This is a genomic window from Mesorhizobium sp. M1E.F.Ca.ET.045.02.1.1, assembly GCF_003952485.1.
In the GTDB taxonomy this organism is placed as follows: Bacteria; Pseudomonadota; Alphaproteobacteria; order Rhizobiales; family Rhizobiaceae; genus Mesorhizobium.
Window position 1 is genome coordinate 7,001,528 of record NZ_CP034447.1, and the last position, 23,271, is coordinate 7,024,798.

Genomic DNA, 23,271 nt, shown 5'->3' on the forward strand with positions numbered 1-23,271 from the left:
CAGAGCGATTCGACAGCCTGCCGACAGTCCTTGGGAGAGGGCGAAAATGGAACAGATCGTGCGTGCCGACATTGCTGCCTTCGGAGCGGGCCGAGCCGAAATGGCCAATGCGATGATCGAACAGAGCGGCATGCGCGTCCGGCCCGACCGCAATCGCGGGCGCTCGGCCGGCATCAATCCGTCCGGCCGGTTCGAGCCGGTCAGCCGGCATGTGTTCGACGACGGCTGGAACTCGCTGGAAGAGCTGCCGCCGTTCAAGACCGAAGTGCAGGTCGAGAAGCCGCGTACGATCATTACCCGCAACGAATCGCCGGACATTTCCTTCGACCGTTCGATCAACCCCTATCGCGGCTGCGAGCATGGCTGCGTCTACTGCTTCGCCAGGCCGACGCATGCCTTCATGGGCCTGTCGCCGGGGCTCGATTTCGAATCCAAGCTCTTCGCCAAGCCGGATGCGGCGCGCATGCTCGACAGGGAATTGTCGAAGCCGGGCTACCAGCCGCGCACCATCGCCATCGGCACCAACACCGATCCCTACCAGCCGATCGAGAAGCAGTACCGGATCATGCGCGAGATCCTGGAGGTGCTGGAGGCGCGCGGCCACCCGGTCGGCATCGTCACCAAATCGGCGCTGGTGACGCGCGACATCGACATCCTGTCGCGCATGGCCGAACGCGGCCTCGCCAAGGTGGCGCTGTCGGTGACGACGCTCGACCGCATGCTGGCGAGAACGATGGAACCCCGCGCGTCGACCCCGACCAAGCGACTGGAGGCGATAAGGCAGCTTTCGGATGCCGGCATCCCGGCCTCGGTGATGGTGGCGCCGATCGTTCCCGGCCTGAACGACCCGGAACTGGAGCGCATCCTCGATTCGGCGCGCGCAGCCGGCGCCAGGGAAGCGGGCTATGTCGTGCTGCGGCTGCCGCTCGAAGTGGCGCCGATCTTCAAGGATTGGCTGCTTCGCCATTATCCGGATCGTTATCGGCATGTGATGTCGCTGATCCGCTCGATGCGCGACGGCAAAGACTACGATTCGGAATGGGGCAAGCGCATGAAAGGCGCCGGACCCTATGCCTGGCAGATCGGCCGGCGCTTCGAGATGGCGGCCAAGCGGCTCGGTCTCAACGTCGAGAGGCGGCAGCTTCGGACCGATCAATTCGTCGCGGGCTCCGGCGCCGGAGAGCAGCTGATGTTGCTTTGACAAAGACCAGGCCAGGACGCGCCGCATGGCTGTGCCCTGGCCCACGATCCCGTCCGGCCCCTGTCCCCCGGCCGTGAGACGGTGCCCTCCCTGGTCCGACGCCCCATCCGACCCGGAGGGACTTGCGGAGAATCGGAGCCGATGCGAACCTCGCCGCACCATGGCTCGCGCGCGTTCCGATTCTCCGCTTCTCTTTGAACTTGTCGAGAAGCCCGACTTCTCCATCGAGACGAAGGCGATGGCCGAGGGGATGTGGCCTGTCGCGGGCATGGACGAGGCCGGCCGCGGGCCGCTCGCCGGTCCGGTCGTTGCAGCCGCAGTGGTGCTCGACCCGGCCAACATTCCCGATGGCCTCGACGATTCCAAGCGCCTCACCCACCTGCAACGCGAGGCGCTGTTCCTCAAGATTCTCGGCTCGGCGCTCAGCGTCTCGATGGCCTCGATCAGCGCCGAAGGCATCGACAACAGCAACATTTTGAAAGCCAGCCTGGAAGCGATGCGCCGCGCCGCGGCCGGCCTGTCGCTGCAGCCGAAGCTGGCCTTGGCCGATGGCCGCGACGTGCCGCCTGGGCTGCCCTGCGAAGGCCGGGCGCTGATCAAGGGCGACCAGCGCTCGCAGTCGATCGCCGCCGCCTCGATCGTCGCCAAGGTGATGCGCGACCGGATGATGTGCGGCTGCGGCGGTCATCACGAGCACTATGGCTTCGAAGTGCATATGGGCTATGCGACCGTTCGGCATCGGACCGCTATCGAAGTGCATGGCCCGGTGGCGCGGCTGCACCGGGCGTCGTTCGCACCGTTTCGACTGGGTGGGGTTGAGGTGGTGGAAGAGGAAGAAGAGAGCTTCGCAGGATTGGAGTGAGGCGCCGCGGGAGTTGCGTAATCTCCCCCCTTGAGGGGGAGATGGCCGGCAGGCAGAGGGGGTCGCCTCGCGAAGAGCGCCAACCTCTTTTTTCTTTCAATACGGCATTTGCACCAGTAGAGCGCTGCGTCAGCGGAGGCGACCCCCTCTGTCGCCTTCGGCGACATCTCCCCTCGAGGGGAGATTATCTCCGCCACAAAAAAAGCCGCCGGGTTGCCCAGGCGGCTTTTTGATTCCGTAAAGCGAAACTCGTCAGTTCAGCTTGGCCTTCACGTCCTGCAGCGCGGACTTGAACAGATCGGCGCCGGCCTTGGCGTCGACCTTGGCGGCAAGCAGGGCGCGGGCGGCTTCGACCGCGATGTCGACGGCGCTGGCGCGCACCTCGCCGATCGCCTCGCGCTCGGCCTGGCTGATCTTCTGCTCGGCAAGTGCCGTGCGCCGGGCGACGTAGTCCTCGGTCTTCTTGTGCGCCTCGGAAGCGAGCAGCTCGGCCTCGCGCTTGGCGGCGGCGACGATGTCGGCGGCCTCCTTCTCGGCTTCCTTGCGCTTCTGCTGGTACTGGCCAAGCAGTTGCTGGGCCTCCTCGCGCAGGCGGCGGGCTTCCTCGAGCTCGCTGCTGATCTTGGCCGCGCGGGCGTCGAGCGATTTGGCGAGCATGCCCGGCACCTTCAGATAGATGACGGCGCCGAGGAAGATGATCAGGGCGATTGTTGCCCAGAGCGTAGCGAGTGATGTGGCGTCCATGATGCCCTCCTCACCGGGCTGCGGATTTGACCGCGGCCGCGATCTCGGCCTTGTCGGTCTTGCCGCCGACGAGCGCCTCGACGATGGCCGACGTGGTGTCCTCGGCGATCGTGCCGACTTCCTTCATCGCCTTGGCCTTGATCGAGGCGATGCTCGCCTCGGCCTCGCCGAGCTTCTTCTCGAGTTCGGCCTCGAGCTTCTTGCGCGTGCTTTCGGCTTCGCTCTTGGCGGCGTCGCTCGCCTGCTGGCCGATCTTGTTGGCGTTGGCCTTGGCTTCCGCCAGTTCCTGCTCATAGGCGGCAACCGCCGCATCGGCCTCACCCTTCAGCCTTGCGGCGTGGTCGAGATCCTGGGTGATGCGATCGTTGCGGACGTCGATGATGGCGCCGACGCGCGGCATCACAACCCGCTTCAGGAACAGATAGAAGAGCCCGAAGGTGATGACGAGCCACAGGATCTGCGACGGGAAGGTCTCGGCATTGAACGGCGGGAACGTGCCATGCTCCTCGGCAGGCACGGCGGTGCCCGCATGCGTATCGCCTTCGGCCGCAGCCGGCGCGGACTCTTGCGCAAAGGCAGATGTCACGAACATCTCATTCCCCTGTCCATACGGCGGGGCCGCACCATGCGGCCCCTTTCGTCAGCGCGTGCTTCTTACTTGAAGACCAGCAGCAGCGCGATGAGGAGCGAGAAGATGCCCAGAGCTTCGGTCACGGCGAAGCCGAAGATCAGGCGGCCGAACTGGCCGTCAGCAGCCGACGGGTTGCGGAGCGCACCCGAGAGATAGCTGCCGAAGATGTTGCCGAGGCCGATGCCCGCGCCACCCATGCCGATGCAGGCGATACCAGCGCCGATAGCAGCTGCTGCAGTTGCGTCCATTTCAAAACTCCTGTGGTTTTCGTAATCGTTGCGGTTGGTACGTTGGGTATGCTGGCGCCGGGGCGCCGGTGAAGATCGATCAGTGGCTCGGGTGCAGAGCGTCGTTCAGGTACATGCAGGTCAGCACCGCGAAGACGTAGGCCTGCAGGAAGGCGACCAGCAATTCCAAGGCCGTCAGGGCGACGGCCATGGCGAGCGGCAAAATCGAGCCGGCGACGCCGACGGCACCCAGCGCGCTGAGGCTGACGACGAAGCCCGAAAACACCTTCAGCGTGATGTGGCCGGCCAGCATATTGGCGAAAAGACGAACCGAGAGGCTGACAGGGCGCGAGACGAAGGAAATGACTTCGATCGCCACCACCAGCGGCATGAGGTAGCCGGGCACGCCATGCGGCACGAACAGCTTGAGGAAGCCGAAGCCGTGCTTGGCGAAGCCGTAGACGACGACGGTGCCGATGACCAGCGCGGCCAGCGTGAAGGTGACGATGATGTGGCTGGTGACGGTGAAGAAATAGGGGAACAGGCCGATCAGGTTGGCGACCAGCACGAACATGAACAGCGAGAACACCAGCGGGAAGAACTGCATTCCCTGCTTGCCCGCCGCGTCGCGCAGCATGTTGCCGACGAACTCGTAGGCCATCTCGGACACCGACTGCAGGCGGCCCGGAATGAGGGCGCGGCTGGCGGTGCTCATGTAGAGGAAGGCGGACGCAACGATGACCGTCACGACCATGAACAGGGCGGAATTGGTGAAGGAGACGTCGTAGCCGCCGATATGAAGCGGGATGATCGGATGGATCTGGAACTGGTGGATCGGATCGACCTTGTCAGCAGCCACTTTTTATCCCCGTCAAAGCCGCAACCGGCTTCTTAAGTTCGTTTTAGCGCCTTGCGGCGCCTCATCTCATTCCTTCGGCTCGGGCGGTTTGCCGCCTTGACCGAATTCCGGTGCAAGTCCCGCCGAACGCAGGACATTGAGTATACCGGCGCCAAAGCCCAGCAAGAGGCCGACGATCAGACCCCAAGGCGCCGTTCCCGCCAGGCGGTCGATGATCCAGCCCAAGCCGACACCAACCACCACTCCGGCGATGAACTCGCTGGACAGTTTCAGTGCCTGACCGTAACCGGTCGCAGCTTTCGCTTCGTCTTTCCCCTCGAGCCGGTCCGTGCGCCTTGATGCAAGAGATGCTTCAAGCTCGCGCCGGCGGCGCTCAAGTTCGTCGTCGCGGATGGCGGCTTCACGCTGTTTGCCGCGGCCGGTTTCTCCGGTTCCGTCTGGCCTGTCTTTGTTGGCCATCGCAACCCCCCTGCCCGGGCAGACTGTCACCGTCCGTCCGCTTCTAAAGTCGCCGGCAACATAGTTAGAGGGTCGGCGCCCGTCAAGCCACGGGTCGAACTTCGGAGCGGTGTATTTTTCTGTTTAAAGTCAAATACTTACTCAGGTGCGACATCGTGCCCGTCACGCCCGTGCGAGGACTCGGCGCGAATCCGCGCGGCAAGCCGCGCCGATCGGTGCGCGCGGCGAGCCGCGGAGAACGCCGCCGGAGGCTCGCCCGAACGGCTCAGCTCCAGCCGCCGCCATAGGTGCGATAGAAGATGTGCAGGCCGATCCTGGTCATGCGCTGCATGGCGCGCGCCCAGCCGGGGTGGACGTAGTTGGCATAGTAGTGCGTGGAGGATCCGACCTCGGGGATGAAGATCTTGCCGGCGGTCACCGCCATGGCGACATCCTGGGCGGTCTTGTAGGCGACCGGGTCGTTGATACGCTTCTTCCTGCCGTCGCAGGCGAAGGAGAACTGGCAGCGGTTGAACCAGTTGTCGTTCTGGTAGACGACGCCGCAGATCGTCTTCGGATAGGCCGGGTTGCGGACGCGGTTGAGGATCACCTGCGCAACCGCGGCCTGACCACGCACCGGCTCGCTGCGCGCCTCGAAATAGATGCCCTTGGCGAGGCATTCCTGTTCCGGCTTGGAGAAGACGGCCGCCGGCAGCGGGTTCTGCATCCACGCGTGGTCGCCTTTGCCCATCGGCGGGATGAAGCGGCCATCGTTGGGATCGTCCTGCAGCAGCGCCTCGAAAGGTGACGCCTTGGCGTAGTCCGGCGCTGACTGGGCATAGGCGGTGGCGAGGATATCCGGCTTGTCGTTGTTCACGAGCGCGACGAGAGCCGCCGGCAGTCCGGGATCGGGCTTCTTGTCTTCGCGGATATGGAAGGCTTGGGCGATCTGGACTTCCTTGCCCTTGATGCCAGGCTTGGCGAAGGTGAGCTTCAGGCCGCTGTCCATCGCGGGGCGAAGCAGCGACGAGGTGCGCTCGAAGATCGAGCCGGCGCTGAAATTCTTCGGCGGCGCCACCGGTGACACCTGGACGAGGCGGCCCTTCTTGTCGGCGCGCACGACGCGGTCCTCATCGGGCGTTGCGCCGGCGGCATTGCCCTTGCCGCGGAACGCAACGGCCCCCACACCGGGCAGTTTCACGCCAGAGCCAGAGATCGAGCCCGTAGCGGCGGAATCGATGAATGGCATCTCGGCGGCATGCACCGAGCCGGCGACGGACTTTTCGACATAAGCGTTCCAGCGGGCGTGAGGCGACTCCAGCCCGGAGACGAGGCTCGCCATGTCCTGGTAAGCGACGACGGACGGAAAGCCGATCCAAAAGCCGAGCCCCAGAACCAAAGGAGGAAGGAAGGAAGGTCTATTCGCAACGGCGGCGGCGACGAGCCGCTTTAAAACGCGTCGATGCACGGAACTCTCCAGAAACGCTACTGACCCCGGAGAGCCAAAATGAAGCATTAACCTTGATGGTCGGTTAACGGCATCGATCGTGTTTTTTTTCATGTTGACGGCAAGCCGGCTTCCCGCTCCCGCGGAAAGCCGGCCAGGAATCAGGCTGGGTGAATCAGGCTGGGCGCAGGAATATCGGCCAGGCGATCGCCGCGCAGATCGCGGCCGCCAGCCACACGCCCGGCCATGCGAACAGGAGCAAGAGCCAAGGGATGGCGATCGGCACCAGGCAGAAGCCGATGAAGACAAGGGTGTTGGCGAGGCTGAGCGCGGTGCCGACATGGCCGGCGCCGGCAAGCGTTGCCAGTTCGGTGTAGGCGACGCCGTGCCAGGCCGAAACCGAGATGCCAGCCACGACCACCATGACAGGCAGGAACAACATCAGTGCCGGCTGCCTGGCCGCCGCGATCACCAGCAGCCAGAGGAGAATGAAGGCCAGTGCGCTGAGCGCGCTGGAGATTTTCAGGAAGGGACGGCGGTTACCGCGACGGTCGGTATAGCGGCCGCTCCAGACGCGCATCACCATGGCGCCTGTCTGCACGACGGCAAGGCTTGCGCTGGTCACCCACGTGCCCATGCCGGCGAAGTCGTGCAGGAAGACCGAAGCAAAAGTGAGCACCGCCACCTGCGGGAAGCAGAGCAGGCCGATGGCCGTCGAGATGCGCCAGACCTCGATGTTGCGCAGCGGCGCCGGGCCGTTCGTCGCGGCGGCAGCGTGAGCGCCGGCTTGCGCCGGCGGCTCATGCAACCAGCGCCAGGCAAAGAAAGTCGAGAGCGCGGAGATGGCCGCAAGCAGGCCAAAGACCTCGGCAAACCCCAAGGCCAAGGCAAGCGAAGGCAGGACAAGCGCGCCGAGCCCGCCGCCGAGCGGCACCGCCGTCTGCCTGATGCTCATGGCGAAGCCACGCTCGCCTTCGCCGAACCAGCCCATGATGGCACGGCCGCTGGAGCCGTTGACGCTGCCGCCGAGCAGGCCGGCAACGAGCAGGCTCGCCGAAAGCAGCGTGACGCCTGGAACGGCTGTTTTCGTCGGCACGACGAGCATGGCCATGATGAAGAGCCATGCCGCCGTGGCGCCGAGCCCGGTCAAGAGCACGCGGCGGTCGCCCCAGCGATCGGTGAGCACGCCCCAGGGCAATTCGCTGAGCGCCACGCCGAGGCCGAGCAGACCGAGCGCCAGGCCGAGCGAGGCATTGTCGAGGTGATAGCCCTGGCGCATCACCACGGCGGTTGCCGGGATGCCGGAGAATGTTGCGGAGAAGCCGGCGTTGGCGGCGACGCCGATGCCCAGCACCTTCCAGCGATGGTTGGGTCCGAAGGTCCGGCCGGCCGAGGCGGAGGCGATACTTCGCTCAGACGGCTCGCAATCGCTGCGGGTGACGATGGCTGACATGATTCCAATCCCTTGACGACCGGCTGACGGCCTTGACCGGATGGATGTAGCGCCATAACTTCATTCGAAAAATCAGGAAGTTTTTGATCAACAATCCTGAAAACAAGGATGATCTTATGCGACGCGTCACCTTCGACCTCGACGTCCTCAGGACTTTCGTCACCGGCATGGAACTGGGCAATTTCGCCAAGGCGGCCGAGCGGCTTGGCCGCTCGACCTCAGCCGTCAGCGCGCAACTGAAGAAGCTGGAGGAGCAGGCGGCGACGCCGATCTTCCGCAAGGCGGGCCGCGGCCTGGCGCTGACCGAGGCCGGCGAGACGATGCTCGGCTATGCGCGGCGCCTGATCGAGCTCAATGACGAAGCGGCTTCCGCCATCCGCGACGTCGAGCTGGAGGGCTGGGTGCGGCTTGGCCTGCAGGAGGATTTCGGCGAGGCTGTGCTGCCCGAAGTGCTCGGCCGCTTCGCTCGCGCCCATCCCAAGGTGCGGATCGAAGCGCGAATCGGACGCAGCCATGAGCTCGCCGAACGTGTCCTGTCCGGCAGCCTCGACATCGCGCTCGCCTGGCACGACGGCACGACGCTGCCCTACAGCCGGCATGTCGCCGACGTGCAGGCGCGCTGGATCGGTTCGGCGAAACCGGTGGATGCAGGCTCCCGCGACGGCGAGGCGCTGCCGCTGGTGGTGTTCGAGGCACCCTGCCTGCTGCGCACCGTGGCGACGGAGACGCTCGACCGCGCCGGCCTCGCCTGGCGCATGGCATTCTCCAGCCCAAGCCTTGGCGGCATCTGGGCGGCGGTGGCGGCTGGATTGGGCCTGACGATCCGCACCGATATCGGCCTGCCCGCCAACGTCAGGGCGCTCGCGCCCGGCGTGCTCGGGCTGCCGGCACTGCCGAAGATGGCGCTGCATCTGCATCAGAAGGACGCCGAGCTCGATCCGGTGGCGGCGCGGCTGGCGGAGATTCTGCTGCAGTCGGCGATCGAGGCGCTGCCTGAGGGGGCTGAGGTGAAGGACAGCCTGCTGAAGGTCGCTTAGCGTTTCGACAATCGGCGTCGCCATGGCATTCGAAGGCCCGGCGACCTAAAAGCTAGAGGCGAGAATCCTTCCCGTCGAGTTCCTTCACACCCCCCTCTGTCCTGCCGGACATCTCCCCCGCAAGGGGGGAGATTGGATTTCGCTTATGCTTTCGCCAATCTCCAACGTTGCAGGACGAGCGCCGTCAGCAGAGCTGCTGATCTCCCCCCTTGCGGGGAGATGTCCGGCAGGACAGAAGGGGGTGCTGTCCCGCCAGCGGCCCGAAGATCTTAGTACCCCGCGATGGAGAATAAACCTCAGCGCTTCTTCGCCCGGCCGGCGAAAGGATTTTCCGAGGTGCGCAGCGCCATCCGGATCGGCACGCCGGGCATGTCGAAGGCCTCGCGCAGGCTGTTCGACAGATAGCGGACATAGGATTGCGGCATCACGTCCGGGCGCGAGCAGGAGACGACGAAGCCCGGCGGGCGGGTCTTGGCCTGGGTGACGTATTTGATCTTCAGCCGGCGGCCGGCGACGGCGGGCGGCGGATGATGGGCGAGGATGCCTTCCAGCCAGCGGTTCAGCTTGCCGGTGGAGACGCGGCTGTTCCAGACCTTGTGCGTCTTGATGACGGCTTCCATCAGCCGGTCGAGGCCGCGCCCGGTTTCGGCCGAGACGGTCACCGCCTGGATGCCGCGCACCTGGGGAAGAAGCCGCTCGGTCTTCTCGCGCAGCTCGGCCAGAAGCTCCTGCGGGTTGTCGATCAGGTCCCATTTGTTGAAGGCGATCACCGGCGCGCGGCCCTCGCGGATGATGAGGTCCGCGATCTGCAGATCCTGCTTCTCAAAGGGGATGGTGGCGTCGAGCATGATGATGACGATCTCGGCGAAGCGGATGGCGCGCAGGCCGTCCTGCACCGAAAGCTTCTCGAGTTTTTCCTGGACCTTCGACTTGCGCCGCATGCCGGCCGTGTCGAACAGTTTTATCCGGCGGCCGCGCCAGTCCCAGTCGACCGAGATGGAATCGCGGGTGATGCCGGCTTCCGGGCCGGTCAGCAGCCGCTCCTCGCCGATCAGCGCATTGATCAGCGTCGACTTGCCGGCATTGGGGCGACCGACGACGGCGATGCGCAGCGGCTTGGTGTCGTCATAGGTGGGCTCGGCATCGGGATCGGCGATATCCTCGCCGATCAGCACCTCGCTCACGGCGATCTCGTCACCCGCTTGTTCCTCGTCCTCGCCGAAGGCGCGTTCCTCGCCCAGCGCCGCGATCACCGCGTCGCGCAGGTCGGGCATGCCCTGGCCATGCTCGGCCGAGACGGGGATCGGCTCGCCGAGGCCAAGCTCCCAGGCTTCCAGCATGCCGGCTTGCGCACCACGCGCCTCGGCCTTGTTGGCGACCAGCACGACCGGCTTGCCGGATTTGCGGACCACCTCGGCGAAGGTCCGGTCGTCGGGCATCAGGCCGGATTTGGCGTCGACGGTGAAGAAGATCAGGTCGGCTTCGCGGATCGCGATCTCGGTCTGCTGGCGCATGCGGCCGGGCAGCGTCGAGGCCGCCGCATCCTCGAAGCCGGCGGTGTCGATGACGTCGAAGTGAAGATCGTAAAGCTTGGCGGGATGCACACGACGGTCACGCGTCACCCCCGGCGTGTCGTCGACAAGCGCCAGCTTCTTTCCCACCAGCCGATTGAAAAGAGTCGATTTGCCGACGTTAGGCCGGCCGATGATGGCGACTTTGAAGCCCATCCGAGGTCACGACGCGTTGCCCGACCCGCGGATCAGTTCGGACATCAACTGCGCCCGCTGGCGCACATTGCGCGGGGCGCCGTCATCCGAAGAGATCTGGTCGAACAGTTTGAGCGCGTCGGCCGACTTGCCTTCCTTCCAGGCGGCAAGACCAAGCGCCTCGCGCGCGGAATGGCGCAGCGGATTGGTGTCGGCGGTCAGCGCCTCGACCCGGCTGGAAACATCGGCGAAGGAGCCGTGGTCGACCAGCAGCAGCGCTGCCCTCAGGCGAGCCATATCACGTATGCCGGCGGGAATTGCGCTGTCGGCGGCGACCTCGTCGAAGTCCTTGACGGCGGCGTCGACATCGCCCTTGTCGGCTTTGACGGTCGCCGCGCGCATGCGGGCGAGCAGCGGATAGGCGCCGTAGCCGTCCTTTTCCAGTTGATCGAGAGCCGCGATCGCCTCGTCGTTCTTGCCCTCATTGGCAAGCTTGAGGGCAGCTGAGAAGGCATCGCCCGAGCGGTTGGCACGGGTCTCGTCCCAGTAGCGGTAGCCAACGACGGCGGCAGTGCCGACCACCACCAGGATGGCAAGGCCAAGCAACGCCGGACCAAAACGGTCCCACAGCGCCTGCGCCTGGTCGCGGCGAATCTCCTCGTTGACTTCGCGGATAAAACTGTCGTCCGACATCAATCAAAAACCATTGCGGCCAAAAAACCATCACGCCCCTTGGCGGGGCGCTTCTTGAGCCCGCGTTTTAGCGAAATTTTGTCGGCATGGAAGGGGTCCGGCCGGAAAATCGGCGGGACAATCCAGAGCGGCTTGCAGGCGAGCCGGAACGTACCGATGCCACATTTGGCCGATAGCCGGCTTTTCAATAGTCTGAAAGATCGCCCCGAAAGGCAACAAGTGCCACATCCGTTCCGCGTCCTTGCGTTCAGTCTTGCTTCGCTAGCCACCTGCGTTGCCTGGGCTTTCGCCGATCCGCCCAAATCGCCGGAGCCGATACCGGTGAAGCCGAAGCAGATCGTCCTCATCTCCTTCGACAGCGCGCGCGAGATTTCGCAATGGGAACGCAGCCGCGCGCTGGCAAAGCGCACCGGCGCGCATTTCACCTATTTTCTGTCCTGCGTCTTCCTGCTCTCGCCGGACACGCGCGCTGAGTACATCGCGCCCGGCAAGGGCGCCGGCAAATCGAATATCGGCTTTGCCGCCTCGAAACAGGAGGTGGCGGACCGGCTCGAACAGATCCGGCTCGCGGCCGCCGAAGGCCACGACATCGGCAGCCATGCCTGCGGCCATTTCGACGGCAAGGCCTGGAGCAAGGCCGACTGGCTGGCCGAGTTCGGCGCATTCCGGCACATCTTCGAGAATGCCTATGCGATCAACGGCATCTCGCCCGAGCCGCCCGGCTGGCGCGATTTCGCCCGTCATGCCGTGACCGGTTTTCGCGCGCCGTACCTCTCGACCGACAAGGCGCTTTACGAAGCGCTGCCCGAAGCCGGCTTCCAGTACGACGCGAGCGGCGTCTCGAACGGTCCTGCCCCGCCGCCGACGAGGAACGGCGTCACGCATTTTGCATTGCCGCTGATTCCGGAAGGACCGAAGTCGAGGCCAGTGGTCGCCATGGATTACAATCTCTATGTCCGCCATTCGGGCGGCTTCGAGGAGCCGGCCAAGGCGTCCGAATTCGCCGACCGCGCCTATCATGCGTTCCGCGCCGCCTTCGATGCGCAGTACAACGGCAAGCGCCTTCCGCTCGAGCTCGGCTTCCACTTCACGCAGATGAACGGCGGCACCTACTGGAACGCGCTCGAGCGCTTTGCCGGCGAGGTGTGCGTCATGCAGCAGGTCGAGTGCATCAGCTTCCGCGACTATGTCGAGCGGCACCGCGCCGATCAAAGGCAGGCCGCCGTGGGCGGCTGAGCCGCCCACGGCTGGCCTGGTTCAGGCCGCATCCTCCGCGCCATGCTTGGCGAGATAGCGCTGATCGATGTCCGGCAGCGGCTCGCCCTCCAGCGTTGCCTCGAAGGCGCGCAGGCGCTTGTGCACCGACTGCAGCTCGACGATGGTTGACCAGGAATTCAACAGGAACTGCAGCGAATTCGTCACCTTGCCGAAGGCATTCGAGATCTGATTCAGGGCGCCGAAGGTGATCTTGTGCGCGACCAGCGAGGGTCCGAGGATCAGCAGCGAGAAGATGTTGTCGGCCTGCAGGTAGGTGTAACGCACGACGTTGAAATAGATGTAGTGGAAATAGAGCCTGAAGTAGTTGCGGCGCACATTGGTGAACAGCTCCGTGGTCGTCGCCGGCTGCGCCCGGTCGGGGTGGTCCTCGCCATAGACGAGTTCCTTGCGATAGGCGGCCTCGACACGCTGGTTGCGGAACTGCAGGCCCGGCAGCTTGAAACCGGCGAGCATCACCGAGGCAGTGCCGAACACGCACCAGCCCAGCGCGGCAACCACCAGCGGCTGCGGGACCGCGCCGATGATCGGCAGTTCGGTGATGTGGGCCTGAAGCTGGATCATCACCGGCAGGAAGGCGATCAGGGTCATGATCGACTGGACGAAGCTCGAACCCAGGTCCTCCATGATCTGCGAGAAGCGCATGGTGTCTTCCTGAATACGCTGCGAGGCGCCCTCGATGTGGCGCAGCCGGCCCCAGTTTGCCATGAAGTAGTCGTTCATCGCCGTGCGCCAGCGGAAGATCCAGTGGCTGACAATAAAGGCGTTGACCACCTGCACATTCATGCCGACCAGCGCCAGCCAGGAGAAATCGGCCAATCCGGTGTAGAATTCCGTGTCGGTCGACGCTGTCGTTCCCGACATCAGGCCCTGCACGTAGTCGAAGAAAGGCCCGTACCAGTTATTGACGGCAACGGAGACCTGCACGTTGAAATAGATGAAGAACAGGACGAGGGCGGTCATCAGGATCGACCAGTTCTGCCACGGATGCGGGGCATACCAGCTCCAGAACGCATAGAAGATCAGCACGCAAGCCGCGAAGTAGATGTAGAACCACAGGAACGGCTTCGACCACAGGACCGCGATGCCAATGATGGGCGGAGTACCGGCCGCTGCCGGCGGCAGGCCGAGGACGGCGCCCAGCTGCTCGCCGCCGAAGAACCAGAACAGGATCCCCGCAAGGCTCCAGACGGCGGCCGAGGTGAAGAAAAGCTTCGGCTGCGGGAAGAAGGATACGAACACTGTGGCGGGTTTCCTCGGTCTGACCGCAAATCAGCGGCGTTTGCTGTTCGGCGGGCATAAGGTCACACATTAGTGGGAAAGAAAATGCCCTGCCCGATGCCCGGCACCGAGCAAGACCATAATCATGGCGATTTTGGTGCAGCCGTCCTGGCAATGACACCGGAAACCAGCAGAGCGGCAGCCGCCATGGCCGAGGCAAGCACGTAATTGCCCGACGCCTGCGCGAGCAGGCCGGCGGCGACCGGGCCGACGATCTGGCCGAGGCCGAAGGCGGCGGTCATCACCGCGAAGATGCGGCGCGGCGCCTGTGGCGCAAGCTGCCTGCCCGCCTGCAGGCCGAGCGCGGTGATGGCGATGAAGGTGCCGCCGAGCAGGACGCCGGCGAGCAGCGGTCCGGTGGACCCTTTAATGACGACGCTGGCGGTGACGCCGACCACCTCAACCAGGCAGCTCACGGCGTAAGCCGTGTAGAGCCCGATCCTGCCGGCGAACTTCTGCCAGAACCAGGTCGCCGGAAAACCGGCAAGTCCGGTGACCATCCAGACGCTGGCCTCGAAGACGCGCCCGCCGCCGCCCTGGCGCACGATAGCGACCAGGAAGGTCGCGGTCACCACATAGCCGAAGCCGAACAGCCCATAGGCAAGAATCATCTTCGCCAGCGACCTGTCCTTCGGCAGCGCCGGTTCAGGCCCGTCGACACCGTTCGCAGGTACGGCGGAGCCGGCGAGCAGCGCGACGAGAAGCAGGCCGACCGCCGAAAGCGCTCCCGACCAAAGCCAACCAACAGCCCAGCCGGCATGGTCGGTGACGAGAATTGCCAGCAGCGCCGAAGAGACCGCAATGCCCAGGCCGACACCGCCGAAGTGCAGCGCCTGCAGGTCGTTGCGGCCGGCTTCGGCGAGATGGCTGAAGACGATCGACGACATGAACACCATGACGAAAGCGCTGACCAGGCCGGCGAGAAAGCGGATGACGATGAATGCCGCCATCGTCTCGTTCAGGCCCATCAGGCCCGCAAGCACGGCGCTGGCGGCGAGGCTGGAAAACATCAGCAGACGCTCGCGGCCGTGCGCCCAGCCGCCGGCAGCGGCGAGCGCGCCGATCAGGTAGCCGAGATAGTTGGCCGAGGCGATCCAGCCGGCATCGGCCGGCGTCAGATGCAGCTCCTCCATCATGCCGGGCAGGATCGGCGTGTAGACGAAGCGGCCGATGCCCATGGCGACGGCAAGAGCTGCCATGCCGGCAAATGCTAGACGCAAAGGGGATGGCGAAGCGACGTTCATTGCAGCGCAACATAGGTGTGTGCGCAGGCGAAACAACCGTGGTTGCGTTGGGCAGTTCGGTTAGGCTGGCTTTAGCGGCAGGCCGTCTCGTAAGCCGTGCGGGCGGCCGTCAGCCGGAACGGCATGTCGCCGAGCTCGCGCTCCGACATGGTGTCGAGCACCGGATGCGACAACGGGTCGACGACCCAGCGGGCGATCTCGCCGTCATCATACCGGTCCTTTATCGGCGCGTTGCTGGAAAGCCCCCTCAGCAAAGATAAAATCTTCATCGGATCGCCTCCAAGATCTAGCCTATGTCAGCTAGAATCAGCCTTTCCTCGTCAGGTTTCAATTGAGATTTCGGCCCGACCGTTTTAGAAAAACTGAATGGCTATGCTGAACCGCGTCCATCTCAATGGCCTGCGCGCCGTCGAAACCGTCGCCCGCCTAGGCTCGCTTGCCGCCGCGGCGGCCGAACTCAACGTTTCGGTCAGCGCGGTCAGCCAGCAGATCAAGCGCACCGAAAAGCAGCTCGGCCAGGCACTGTTCGAGCGGACACCCGGCGGGCTGGTGCTGACCGAATTCGGCACTGTCTTCACGACCAGATTGAGCGCGGGTTTCCGCGAGCTCGCGCAGGCGGTGGCGCTAGCCGGCGAGGCGACTGAATGCACGCTGGTGGTTTCGGTGGCGCCGGCCTTCGCCTCGAAATGGCTGCTGCCAAGGCTGTCGCGACATTTCGCCCGGCACCCGAATGTTCTGCTGCGCATCGATGCTTCCGCCCGGATCGCCGATCTCGACCATTCTGACATCGACATCGCCATCCGGCTCGGCAACGGCAAATGGCCTGGCGGCCGGGCGGAACTGCTGCTGGCGCAGGAGGTATTTCCGGTCTGCGCGCCCTCGATCGCGGCCAAGCTCAAGTCGATCGCGGACCTGGCCCAGACCTGCGCCATCACCGACGAGCGGGCGATGATCAGCTGGGACAGCTGGTTCGAGGCGGCAGAGGTGGAGCCGGTCACATTCCTGAAAGGTGCGCGCTTCACCGACCCGATGCTGTGCCTGGAATCGGCGATCGCCGGCCATGGCGTGATGCTCGCCTGGCAGTTGCTGACGGCCGATGCACTGGCCGACGGACGGCTCGTGGCGCCTTTCGATGTGCGCGCCGAGAGCGGGCTCGGCTACTGGATGGTCACCTCGGCCACCAAGAGCGAGAGCCGCAAGGTGCGCGATTTCAAGGCCTGGATCCGCGAGGAGATCGCGACGACGATGGCGCAATTCAGGGCGCTGGACAGCGCTGCTTGAGTTCGTCTGAGCATGATCTTTTCCGAACCGAAGGTCAGCGCAGCAAAAACCGCTGCGCACTTTTCGGGATCATGCTCTGAACAAGCCCAGTCGATCGCGGTGGAAAGGCCAACCGCGCCGGTCTATGTAAGGACCAGACCCCAACAAAATGGCAGGCAGGATCATGACCACACATTCGCGCGGCGTCTCAGCAACGATCGACCCGGTGAAGCTCGACAGACTGGCCGAGGTTGCGATCAAGGTCGGGCTGCAACTGCAGCCCGGACAGGATCTGGTGCTGACGTCGTCGATCGCGGCGCTGCCGCTGACCAGGCGCATCGTCGAGCACGCCTACAAGGCCGGCGCCGGGCTGGTGACGCCGATCTTCAACGACGACGAGATCACGCTGGCGCGTTTCCGCTACGGCACTGATGCCGGCTTCGACCGCGCCGCCGGCTGGCTCTATGAGGGCATGGCGAAAGCCTTCGCCAACAATGCCGCGCGGCTCGCGGTGCGCGGCGAGGATCCATCGCTGTTATCGGCGCAGGACCCCGCCAAGGTGGCGCGCGCCAACAAGGCGAACTCGATGGCCTACCGGCCGGCGCTGGAGAAGATCACCGGCTTCGACATCAACTGGAACATCGTCGCCTATCCCGACCTCGCCTGGGCGAAGCAGGTCTTTCCGGGCGAGCCCGACGACGTTGCGGTGGTGAAGCTCGCGGACGCAATCTTCTCGGCCTCGCGTGTGGATGTCGAGGATCCGATTGGCAACTGGAAGGCGCACAACGCCGCGCTGGCCGAGCGCACCAAATGGCTGAACGGCCACAATTTCCATTCCCTGCATTTCACCGGGCCGGGCACCGACCTGACGGTCGGATTGGCGGAAGGCCATGAATGGATGGGCGGCGCCTCGACGGCGAAGAACGGCATCACCTGCAACCCGAACATCCCGACCGAGGAGGTCTTCACCACGCCGCATGCAAGGCGCGTCGAAGGCCATGTCTCCTCGACCAAGCCGCTCTCCTACCAGGGCACGCTGATCGACGAGATTTCGGTGCGTTTCGAGGGCGGGCGGATCGTCGAGGCCAAGGCTTCGAAGGGCGAGGACGTCTTGAAGAAGGTGCTCGACACCGACGAGGGCGCGCGCCGCCTCGGCGAAGTGGCGCTGGTGCCGCATTCCTCGCCGATCTCGAAGAGCGGTCTTTTGTTCTTCAACACGCTGTTCGACGAGAACGCCGCCTGCCACATCGCGCTCGGACAATGCTATTCGAAGTGCTTCGTCAACGGCGCTTCGCTCAGCCAGGACGAGATCGCCGAGCGCGGCGGCAACAAGAGTTTTATCCACATCGACTGGATGATCGGCTCGGACAAGGTCGACATCGACGGCCTCGGCAAGGACGGCAGCCGCGTGCCGGTCATGCGCAAGGGTGAGTGGGCATAACAGGACTCATTGTTTTCACGCAATTCCGGACGGAAAACCGCTACACACTTTTCCTGGAATTGCTTGGCAAGGGAGGCGTAATGGCCTTCGACATTGCGGTGAAGCGTGTTTACGGGACACCCGAAAAGACCGACGGCCAGCGAGTGCTGGTCGACCGCGTCTGGCCGCGCGGCGTTGCCAAGATGGATGCCGCGCTGACGCTCTGGCTGAAGGAGATCGCGCCAAGCGACGCGTTGCGCAAATGGTTCGGACATGAGCCCGAGCGTTGGGCCGAGTTCCAGAAGCGGTACCACGCCGAGCTTGACCGGAATGAGGAAGCGGTGGCGCAACTGCGCGGCCTGTTGCGCGAAGGCAAGGTGACGCTGCTCTACGGCGCGCATGACGAGGCGCACAACAATGCGGTGGCGCTGGCGGGGTATTTGAGGCAGGCGTGAAGGGCTCGCGCAACGCTCGCGATTTGCGAAAGCCGAGGTGACGTCCGATCTCCCCCCTCGAGGGGGGAGATGCCCGGCAGGGCAGAGGGGGGGGTGCTGTCCCTCCGGCCTCTCAACCGTTCACTGCCGCGCACCGAAACAGGTTCGCGCTGGGGCAGACCGACCAGCCTCGCGTTCCTTCACACCCCCTCTGGCCTGCCGGCCATCTCCCCCCGCAAGGGGGAGATTGGCAGCTTCGCCGTGCCGCTACCCTACCTCACCGCCCCCTCATAAACCTCCGCCTTGAACCCAACCAGAATGCGGTCGCCGACTTCCAGCACCGGGCGCTTGATCATGGTCGGCTTGGCGAGCATCAGCGCCTTGGCCTTCTTCTCGTCGAGTGCTTCCTTGTCCTTCTGCGGCAGCTCGCGGAACGTGGTGCTGCCCTTGTTGAGCAGCTTTTCCCAGCCGACCTTGCCGACCCAGCCGTTCAGCCTTTCCGCCTCGATCCCTTCGGCCCGGTAATCGTGGAAGCGGTAGGGAACGTCGTGGCTCTCCAGCCAGACGCGCGCCTTCTTGATCGTGTCGCAGGTGGTGATGCCATACATAGTGATCGTCAAGACAGACCTCGGGCGGGTGGGGTTGCGAATCCGGCCGAACCCTAGAGCATGATGCCGAAAAGTGCGAAGCGGTTTTCGGATGACATCATGCTCTCTCCTTGACTTAGAGCCTGCCCTGCCCGCTTTGCCAGCGCTTTGCCGCACCTGGATTTTGGCGCTTGCCAATACTAAGGTTTTTTCCGAAGTATTATCCAAACCCAAGGAGCGGATGGCCGATGATCAGCCTGCAGCCCAGCAGTCAGAGCACGCCGCCGATCGACGGCATCTTCCGCGCGCTCGCCGATCCGACGCGCCGGCGTGTGGTGGAGCGGCTGAACAGAAGCCCGGCCTCGGTCAGCGAACTGGCGGAGCCTTTCGCCATGGCGCTGCCCTCCTTCGTCGAGCACCTCAAGGTGCTTGAGGGCTGCGGGCTGGTGCAGTCGGAAAAGGCCGGCCGTGTCAGGACCTATCGGCTCTCGCCCGAGCCGCTGAAGCTGGCGGAAAACTGGCTCGCCGAGCAGCGCGCGCTGTGGGAGCGCCGCCTCGACCAGTTCGACGCCTATGTGATGAACCTCAAGGAGAACGAAAAGTGAGCTATCCGTTCAAGCCCAATCCAAAGCTGGACCTGACGCTGGAGCGCTTCCTGGATGCGCCGCGTGAATTGCTGTGGCGCGCCTGGACGAAGCCGGAGCATGTCAAGCAATGGTTCACACCGAAGCCATGGATCATCACCGACTGCGAGATCGATCTCAGGCCCGGCGGCCTGTTCCGCACGCGCATGCAGTCGCCCGACGGAAAAGAGGTCAGCGACCGCCATTGCTGCTATCTCGAGATCGTGCCGCATGAACGGCTGGTGTGGACGGACGCGCTGCTGCCGGGCTACCGACCGTCCGGCGAGCCTTTCATCACCGCGGTTATCGCTCTCATGCTCGAAGGCAAAGGCACGCGCTACACCGCCACCGCCATCCACCGCGACGAGGCGACGCGCAACAAACACGAGGAGATGGGTTTCTTCGACGGCTGGGGCACGGTGGCCGACCAGCTTGCTCAGTATGTGAAAACGATTTGAGAAGCTGGCATGGCGGCCGGAATATCATCCTGGCCACCATCTCTGATTTCAAATTATGCAGCGAAGAGGCGAGACGCCTGAGGCCGATCGGCCTCAATAGTAAAAGCGCTCTTCGCTGATTTTACCTTTCTTGACCGTATAGAGGCCAACTTCATCCATTTTGACGCGTTCGCCGGTCGATTTGGGCGTCACGTCGAAGCTGAAGCGCAAAGCGAATTGGTCGCCATTGACATAGGGACCCTCGACCGAGCCGCCATGAACCTCGTGGTTGGCTTCCCACCACTCGCCCTTCTGCTTGACGGCTTCCTTGCCGTTGCAAACAGCCATCGGGCCTTCCATCGCTTCGTAGCTGACGATGTCGTCGGCATTGTACTTCGCGGCAGCGCTGTGGCTGTCGCCCTGCTTGAGGAGTTCGGTGAAATCCTTGGCAATTTCGGCAGTGGTCATGACTTCCTCTCTTTCCAGACGCATTCCAAGTAGGGCGCCGCCTGCCGGCCGGCCACCGTGGGCCCGCTGGCAGCTGACAATCCGTGTCAGGATCGTCGCGCATTGCGACGCGGCGATCAGGGACCAACGATCCAGGTCCTGTAGATCGTCAGGCCGCGCAAGCTGTGAATAAGAATGAACTTCCTTGCTACGAAGCTGATTGGATCGATGGGCTGCCTAGGAATGAATTTCTCGTCATAGGCAAGCGTCATGTGCGGAACAAAATGATCTGCTGCCTCGGGGGAAGCGGGATGCCGAAATCTAACTCTTGCTGCCGATACATCTGAACTCGTTCGGCTGAGGAACGCTCCCGATAAGTTTTGTTAAAGAGTCAAGTGCAGCAAGGTCGGCGAATTTCACCGGTGGTGCGTCAATAACACCCGTGTTCGATCGCCAGCCGCCGCACCAGCGCCAGCACGCTGTCGATGGTGGGCGTCGGCTGGCCGGTCAGGCGGCCGAGTTCCTGCACGGCGCTCACCAGCGCGTCGATCTCCATCGGGCGGCCGCGCTCCAGATCCTGCAGCATCGAGGTCTTGTGCTCGCCGACATCGCCGGCGCCCTTGATGCGACGGTCGACGGCAACAGGAAAACGCACGCCGAGGCTTTCGCCGATCGCCTGCGCCTCGAGCATCATGGCACGGGCGACGGCGCGCGTACCTTCATCGGCAACGATTGCTGCAAGCGTGCTGCCGGTCAGCGCCGAGATCGGGTTGAAGGAGAGATTGCCCCAGAGCTTCACCCATATCTCGGAGCGGATATCCTCGCGGACCGGCGCCTGCAGCCCGGCTTTGACCATTTCGCGCGCCAGCGCAGTCACACGCTCGCTCTTCTCGCCCGAAGGCTCGCCGAGCGAAAAGCGCGTGCCCTCGACATGGCGGACCAGGCCGGGCGCGTCGACCTCGGCAGCGGGATAGACGACCGAGCCGATGACGCGCTCCGGACCGATGCTTTGCCAGATCGCGCCGCCGGGATCGACGGCTTGGATGCGGGTGCCCTCGAGCGCGCCGCCAATTTTGTAGAAATACCACCAGGGCACGCCGTTCTGCATGGTGACGACGGCGGTCCCCTCGCCCAGCAGCGGCGCGATCTGGTCGAGCGCAGGCGCCAGCGAATGCGCCTTCAGCGCCAGCACGACATAATCCTGCTTGCCGAGTTCCTCGGCGCGCGCCGCCGCCCGCACCGAAGCCACCGTCTCTTTGCCGTCCTCGATCAGCCGAAGACCGTCGGCCTTGATCGCTTCGAGATGCGCGCCGCGCGCCACAATCGACAGATCGACCCGGCCGGCGATCGCCAGCTTGGCGGCGAGGTAGCCGCCGATCGCGCCGGCGCCGAAGACTGTGATGCGCATCAGCCGAGACCGAGCTTCGCCGCAAGGCCGATACGCTGCAGCTTGCCGGTGGCGCCCTTCGGGATCTCGTCGAGGATCACCACCTTGCGCGGCACTTTGAAATCGGCGAGCCGGGTCGATGCAAAGCCACGGATATCGGCCTCGCTGGCGCTCTGGCCTTCGCGCAGCACGACCGCAGCGGCGACCTCTTCGCCTAGCTTGTCATGCGGCATGGCGAAGGTGACGACCTGCGCCACAGCCGGATGGTCCATCAGCACGCCGTCGACCTCGAGCGGCGAGATTTTTTCGCCACCGCGGTTGATGATCTCCTTCAGCCGGCCGGTGACGCGCAGGTAGTTGTCCTCGTCGAGCACGCCCTGGTCGCCGGTATGGAACCAGCCATGCGCGAAGGCGCTGGCATTGGCGTCCGCATTCTTCTCATAGCCGGCGGTGACGTTCGGCCCGCGAATGACGATCTCGCCGACTTCTCCCGCTTTGAGCAAGCGTCCGTCCGGGGCCATGACGGCCACTACCGGTCCAGCCGCCGCGCCGACGCTGCCCGGCTTGCGCTGTCCAGGCGGCAGCCGGTTGGATGCCATCTGATGCGCGGCTTCGGTCATGCCGTAGGATTCGATCACCGGGCAGCCGAAGGTCGCTTCCAGCTCGGCCATCACCTGCGCCGGCAGGGAGGCCGAGGAGGAGCGGACGAAGCGCAGCTTCGCCTCGGCGAGTTGCTCGGGGTTGCGCGCGGCGCGCGGCAGGATCGCCTGATGCATGGTGGGCACCGCCGTGTACCAGCTCGGCTTCGCCTCGCTCAGCCACTGGAAGAAGCGCAGCGCGTTGAAGCCCGGCGTGCAGAAGACGCTGCCGCCGGCGGCAAGCGAGGACAGCACCGCCGCGATCAGCCCATGGATGTGGAACAGCGGCATGATGTTGAGGCAGCGGTCGGCCGGTGTCAGGCCGAGCGTCGCGCCGATGTGAGCGGCCGAGGCGGCGAGGTTGGCGTGGCTGAGCGGCACCAGTTTTGGACGCGAGGTGGTGCCGGAGGTGTGAAGAAGAAGTGCCGTGTCGCTGTCCTCGGCCAAACCGGATTCGACCGGCGGGCCGACCGGATCGCCCTCGATGATGAAGACACCAGCCGGCGCACCCACCGGTACGACAAGGCGCAGCACGGGGATACCGAGGCGTTCGGCAACTTCCACCGATGGCCCCCGCTCGTCCTTGCCGACGAGAATCGCCTTCACGCCAATGTCGCTGAGATAAAAGTCGAGCTCGTCGGCGCGATAGGCCGGATTGAGCGGCGCGGTGGATGCGGCGGCGGCGACCGTGATGAAGGCCGTCGCCATCTCCGGTCCGTTCGGCAGCACGATGGCGACGCGATCGCCACGGCCGATGCCGAGCGCGTTCAGCCGAGATACCGTCTCACCAATCAGCCGGCGCAGCCCGACATGCGAGAGGGCCGTTCGGTCAGGCGCAGCAATGGCCGGCGCGTTGTCGGCGCCGGGCGCAAGACGGTGGGCGAGGTCGATGGAGTTTTCGCTTCTTGTCATGGCTCCAGACTATGTTTCGAACGATCGG

At 64.6% G+C, this 23,271-nt stretch carries 25 protein-coding genes; 9 read left to right on the forward strand and 16 right to left on the reverse strand.

Annotated elements, in window-relative coordinates; genetic code table 11:
• The first annotated feature begins 46 nt into the window (after positions 1–46).
• Complete coding sequence (locus EJ070_RS34335; protein ID WP_126095301.1) at positions 47–1,201, forward strand: PA0069 family radical SAM protein; 1,155 nt, start codon at positions 47–49, stop codon at positions 1,199–1,201.
• 160 nt (positions 1,202–1,361) lie between these two features.
• Positions 1,362–2,063 (forward strand): ribonuclease HII, encoded by a 702-nt coding sequence (locus tag EJ070_RS34340; RefSeq protein WP_126095302.1) that lies wholly within the window; start codon positions 1,362–1,364, stop codon positions 2,061–2,063.
• A 252-nt stretch (positions 2,064–2,315) separates the two neighbouring features.
• Here the strand turns inward: EJ070_RS34340 and EJ070_RS34345 are convergent, their stop codons facing one another.
• The 7 genes from EJ070_RS34345 to EJ070_RS34375 form a co-directional block, all read right to left on the reverse strand.
• Positions 2,316–2,807: a F0F1 ATP synthase subunit B gene (locus tag EJ070_RS34345; RefSeq protein WP_126095303.1), complete on the reverse strand. Its 492-nt coding sequence runs from the start codon at positions 2,805–2,807 to the stop codon at positions 2,316–2,318.
• 10 nt (positions 2,808–2,817) lie between these two features.
• The gene (locus tag EJ070_RS34350) at positions 2,818–3,399 is read right to left on the reverse strand and encodes a F0F1 ATP synthase subunit B (RefSeq protein WP_126095304.1); all 582 of its coding nucleotides are present in this window, start codon (positions 3,397–3,399) and stop codon (positions 2,818–2,820) included.
• Between the two features lie 62 nt (positions 3,400–3,461).
• The gene (locus tag EJ070_RS34355; RefSeq protein WP_027164582.1) at positions 3,462–3,686 is read right to left on the reverse strand and encodes a F0F1 ATP synthase subunit C; all 225 of its coding nucleotides are present in this window, start codon (positions 3,684–3,686) and stop codon (positions 3,462–3,464) included.
• 79 nt (positions 3,687–3,765) lie between these two features.
• Positions 3,766–4,524 (reverse strand): F0F1 ATP synthase subunit A, encoded by a 759-nt coding sequence (locus EJ070_RS34360; RefSeq protein ID WP_126095305.1) that lies wholly within the window; start codon positions 4,522–4,524, stop codon positions 3,766–3,768.
• 66 nt (positions 4,525–4,590) lie between these two features.
• Positions 4,591–4,983, reverse strand: a complete 393-nt coding sequence (locus EJ070_RS34365) for an AtpZ/AtpI family protein (protein WP_126095306.1) — start codon at positions 4,981–4,983, stop codon at positions 4,591–4,593.
• Between the two features lie 265 nt (positions 4,984–5,248).
• The gene (locus EJ070_RS34370) at positions 5,249–6,430 is read right to left on the reverse strand and encodes a cell wall hydrolase (protein ID WP_126095307.1); all 1,182 of its coding nucleotides are present in this window, start codon (positions 6,428–6,430) and stop codon (positions 5,249–5,251) included.
• Positions 6,431–6,584: 154 nt separating this feature from the next.
• Entirely contained in the window at positions 6,585–7,862 is a 1,278-nt protein-coding gene (locus tag EJ070_RS34375) for an MFS transporter (protein ID WP_126095308.1), read from the reverse strand.
• Between the two features lie 116 nt (positions 7,863–7,978).
• Here EJ070_RS34375 and EJ070_RS34380 point away from each other — a divergent pair, with 116 nt between their 5' ends.
• Positions 7,979–8,899, forward strand: coding sequence for a LysR substrate-binding domain-containing protein (locus EJ070_RS34380; protein WP_126095309.1), 921 nt, complete (start codon positions 7,979–7,981; stop codon positions 8,897–8,899).
• Positions 8,900–9,195: 296 nt separating this feature from the next.
• Here the strand turns inward: EJ070_RS34380 and der are convergent, their stop codons facing one another.
• Positions 9,196–10,626, reverse strand: coding sequence for a ribosome biogenesis GTPase Der (gene der, locus EJ070_RS34385; protein WP_126095310.1), 1,431 nt, complete (start codon positions 10,624–10,626; stop codon positions 9,196–9,198).
• 6 nt (positions 10,627–10,632) lie between these two features.
• Entirely contained in the window at positions 10,633–11,298 is a 666-nt protein-coding gene (locus EJ070_RS34390; protein ID WP_126095311.1) for a tetratricopeptide repeat protein, read from the reverse strand.
• 219 nt (positions 11,299–11,517) lie between these two features.
• Here EJ070_RS34390 and EJ070_RS34395 point away from each other — a divergent pair, with 219 nt between their 5' ends.
• Positions 11,518–12,534, forward strand: coding sequence for a polysaccharide deacetylase family protein (locus EJ070_RS34395; RefSeq protein ID WP_126095312.1), 1,017 nt, complete (start codon positions 11,518–11,520; stop codon positions 12,532–12,534).
• A gap of 21 nt (positions 12,535–12,555) precedes the next feature.
• On the opposite strand, the gene sbmA is transcribed toward EJ070_RS34395, so the two are convergent.
• The 3 genes from sbmA to EJ070_RS34410 all read right to left on the reverse strand — a co-directional run bounded on the left by sbmA (position 12,556) and on the right by EJ070_RS34410 (position 15,367).
• Complete coding sequence (sbmA, locus tag EJ070_RS34400) at positions 12,556–13,815, reverse strand: peptide antibiotic transporter SbmA (protein ID WP_126095313.1); 1,260 nt, start codon at positions 13,813–13,815, stop codon at positions 12,556–12,558.
• Between the two features lie 122 nt (positions 13,816–13,937).
• Positions 13,938–15,098: a YbfB/YjiJ family MFS transporter gene (locus EJ070_RS34405; RefSeq protein WP_126095314.1), complete on the reverse strand. Its 1,161-nt coding sequence runs from the start codon at positions 15,096–15,098 to the stop codon at positions 13,938–13,940.
• A 71-nt stretch (positions 15,099–15,169) separates the two neighbouring features.
• Positions 15,170–15,367: a hypothetical protein gene (locus tag EJ070_RS34410; protein WP_126095315.1), complete on the reverse strand. Its 198-nt coding sequence runs from the start codon at positions 15,365–15,367 to the stop codon at positions 15,170–15,172.
• Between the two features lie 97 nt (positions 15,368–15,464).
• Here EJ070_RS34410 and EJ070_RS34415 point away from each other — a divergent pair, with 97 nt between their 5' ends.
• The 3 genes from EJ070_RS34415 (at position 15,465) to EJ070_RS34425 (ending at position 18,233) form a co-directional block, all read left to right on the forward strand.
• Positions 15,465–16,379, forward strand: a complete 915-nt coding sequence (locus EJ070_RS34415; protein WP_126095316.1) for a LysR substrate-binding domain-containing protein — start codon at positions 15,465–15,467, stop codon at positions 16,377–16,379.
• Between the two features lie 163 nt (positions 16,380–16,542).
• A complete protein-coding gene (locus EJ070_RS34420; RefSeq protein ID WP_126095317.1) occupies positions 16,543–17,799 on the forward strand; it encodes an aminopeptidase in 1,257 nt (418 codons plus the stop codon).
• A gap of 80 nt (positions 17,800–17,879) precedes the next feature.
• Positions 17,880–18,233 (forward strand): DUF488 domain-containing protein, encoded by a 354-nt coding sequence (locus EJ070_RS34425; RefSeq protein ID WP_126095318.1) that lies wholly within the window; start codon positions 17,880–17,882, stop codon positions 18,231–18,233.
• A gap of 251 nt (positions 18,234–18,484) precedes the next feature.
• Here EJ070_RS34425 and EJ070_RS34430 read toward each other — a convergent pair whose 3' ends face one another.
• Positions 18,485–18,832: an ArsC family reductase gene (locus tag EJ070_RS34430; RefSeq protein WP_126095319.1), complete on the reverse strand. Its 348-nt coding sequence runs from the start codon at positions 18,830–18,832 to the stop codon at positions 18,485–18,487.
• A gap of 215 nt (positions 18,833–19,047) precedes the next feature.
• On the opposite strand from EJ070_RS34430, the gene EJ070_RS34435 reads away from it, so the two are divergent.
• Together EJ070_RS34435 and EJ070_RS34440 are read left to right on the forward strand one after the other, a co-directional pair.
• Entirely contained in the window at positions 19,048–19,404 is a 357-nt protein-coding gene (locus tag EJ070_RS34435) for a metalloregulator ArsR/SmtB family transcription factor (protein ID WP_126095320.1), read from the forward strand.
• Positions 19,401–19,880: an SRPBCC family protein gene (locus tag EJ070_RS34440; protein WP_126095321.1), complete on the forward strand. Its 480-nt coding sequence runs from the start codon at positions 19,401–19,403 to the stop codon at positions 19,878–19,880. The genes EJ070_RS34435 and EJ070_RS34440 overlap by 4 nt, the downstream gene beginning before the upstream one ends.
• Positions 19,881–19,973: 93 nt before the next feature.
• Here the strand turns inward: EJ070_RS34440 and EJ070_RS34445 are convergent, their stop codons facing one another.
• The 3 genes from EJ070_RS34445 to EJ070_RS34455 all read right to left on the reverse strand — a co-directional run bounded on the left by EJ070_RS34445 (position 19,974) and on the right by EJ070_RS34455 (position 23,243).
• Positions 19,974–20,327, reverse strand: coding sequence for a nuclear transport factor 2 family protein (locus EJ070_RS34445; protein ID WP_126095322.1), 354 nt, complete (start codon positions 20,325–20,327; stop codon positions 19,974–19,976).
• 409 nt (positions 20,328–20,736) lie between these two features.
• The gene (locus EJ070_RS34450; RefSeq protein ID WP_126095323.1) at positions 20,737–21,714 is read right to left on the reverse strand and encodes a 2-dehydropantoate 2-reductase; all 978 of its coding nucleotides are present in this window, start codon (positions 21,712–21,714) and stop codon (positions 20,737–20,739) included.
• A complete protein-coding gene (locus EJ070_RS34455; RefSeq protein ID WP_126095324.1) occupies positions 21,714–23,243 on the reverse strand; it encodes an acyl--CoA ligase in 1,530 nt (509 codons plus the stop codon). The genes EJ070_RS34450 and EJ070_RS34455 overlap by 1 nt, the downstream gene beginning before the upstream one ends.
• Between the last annotated feature and the right edge of the window lie 28 nt (positions 23,244–23,271).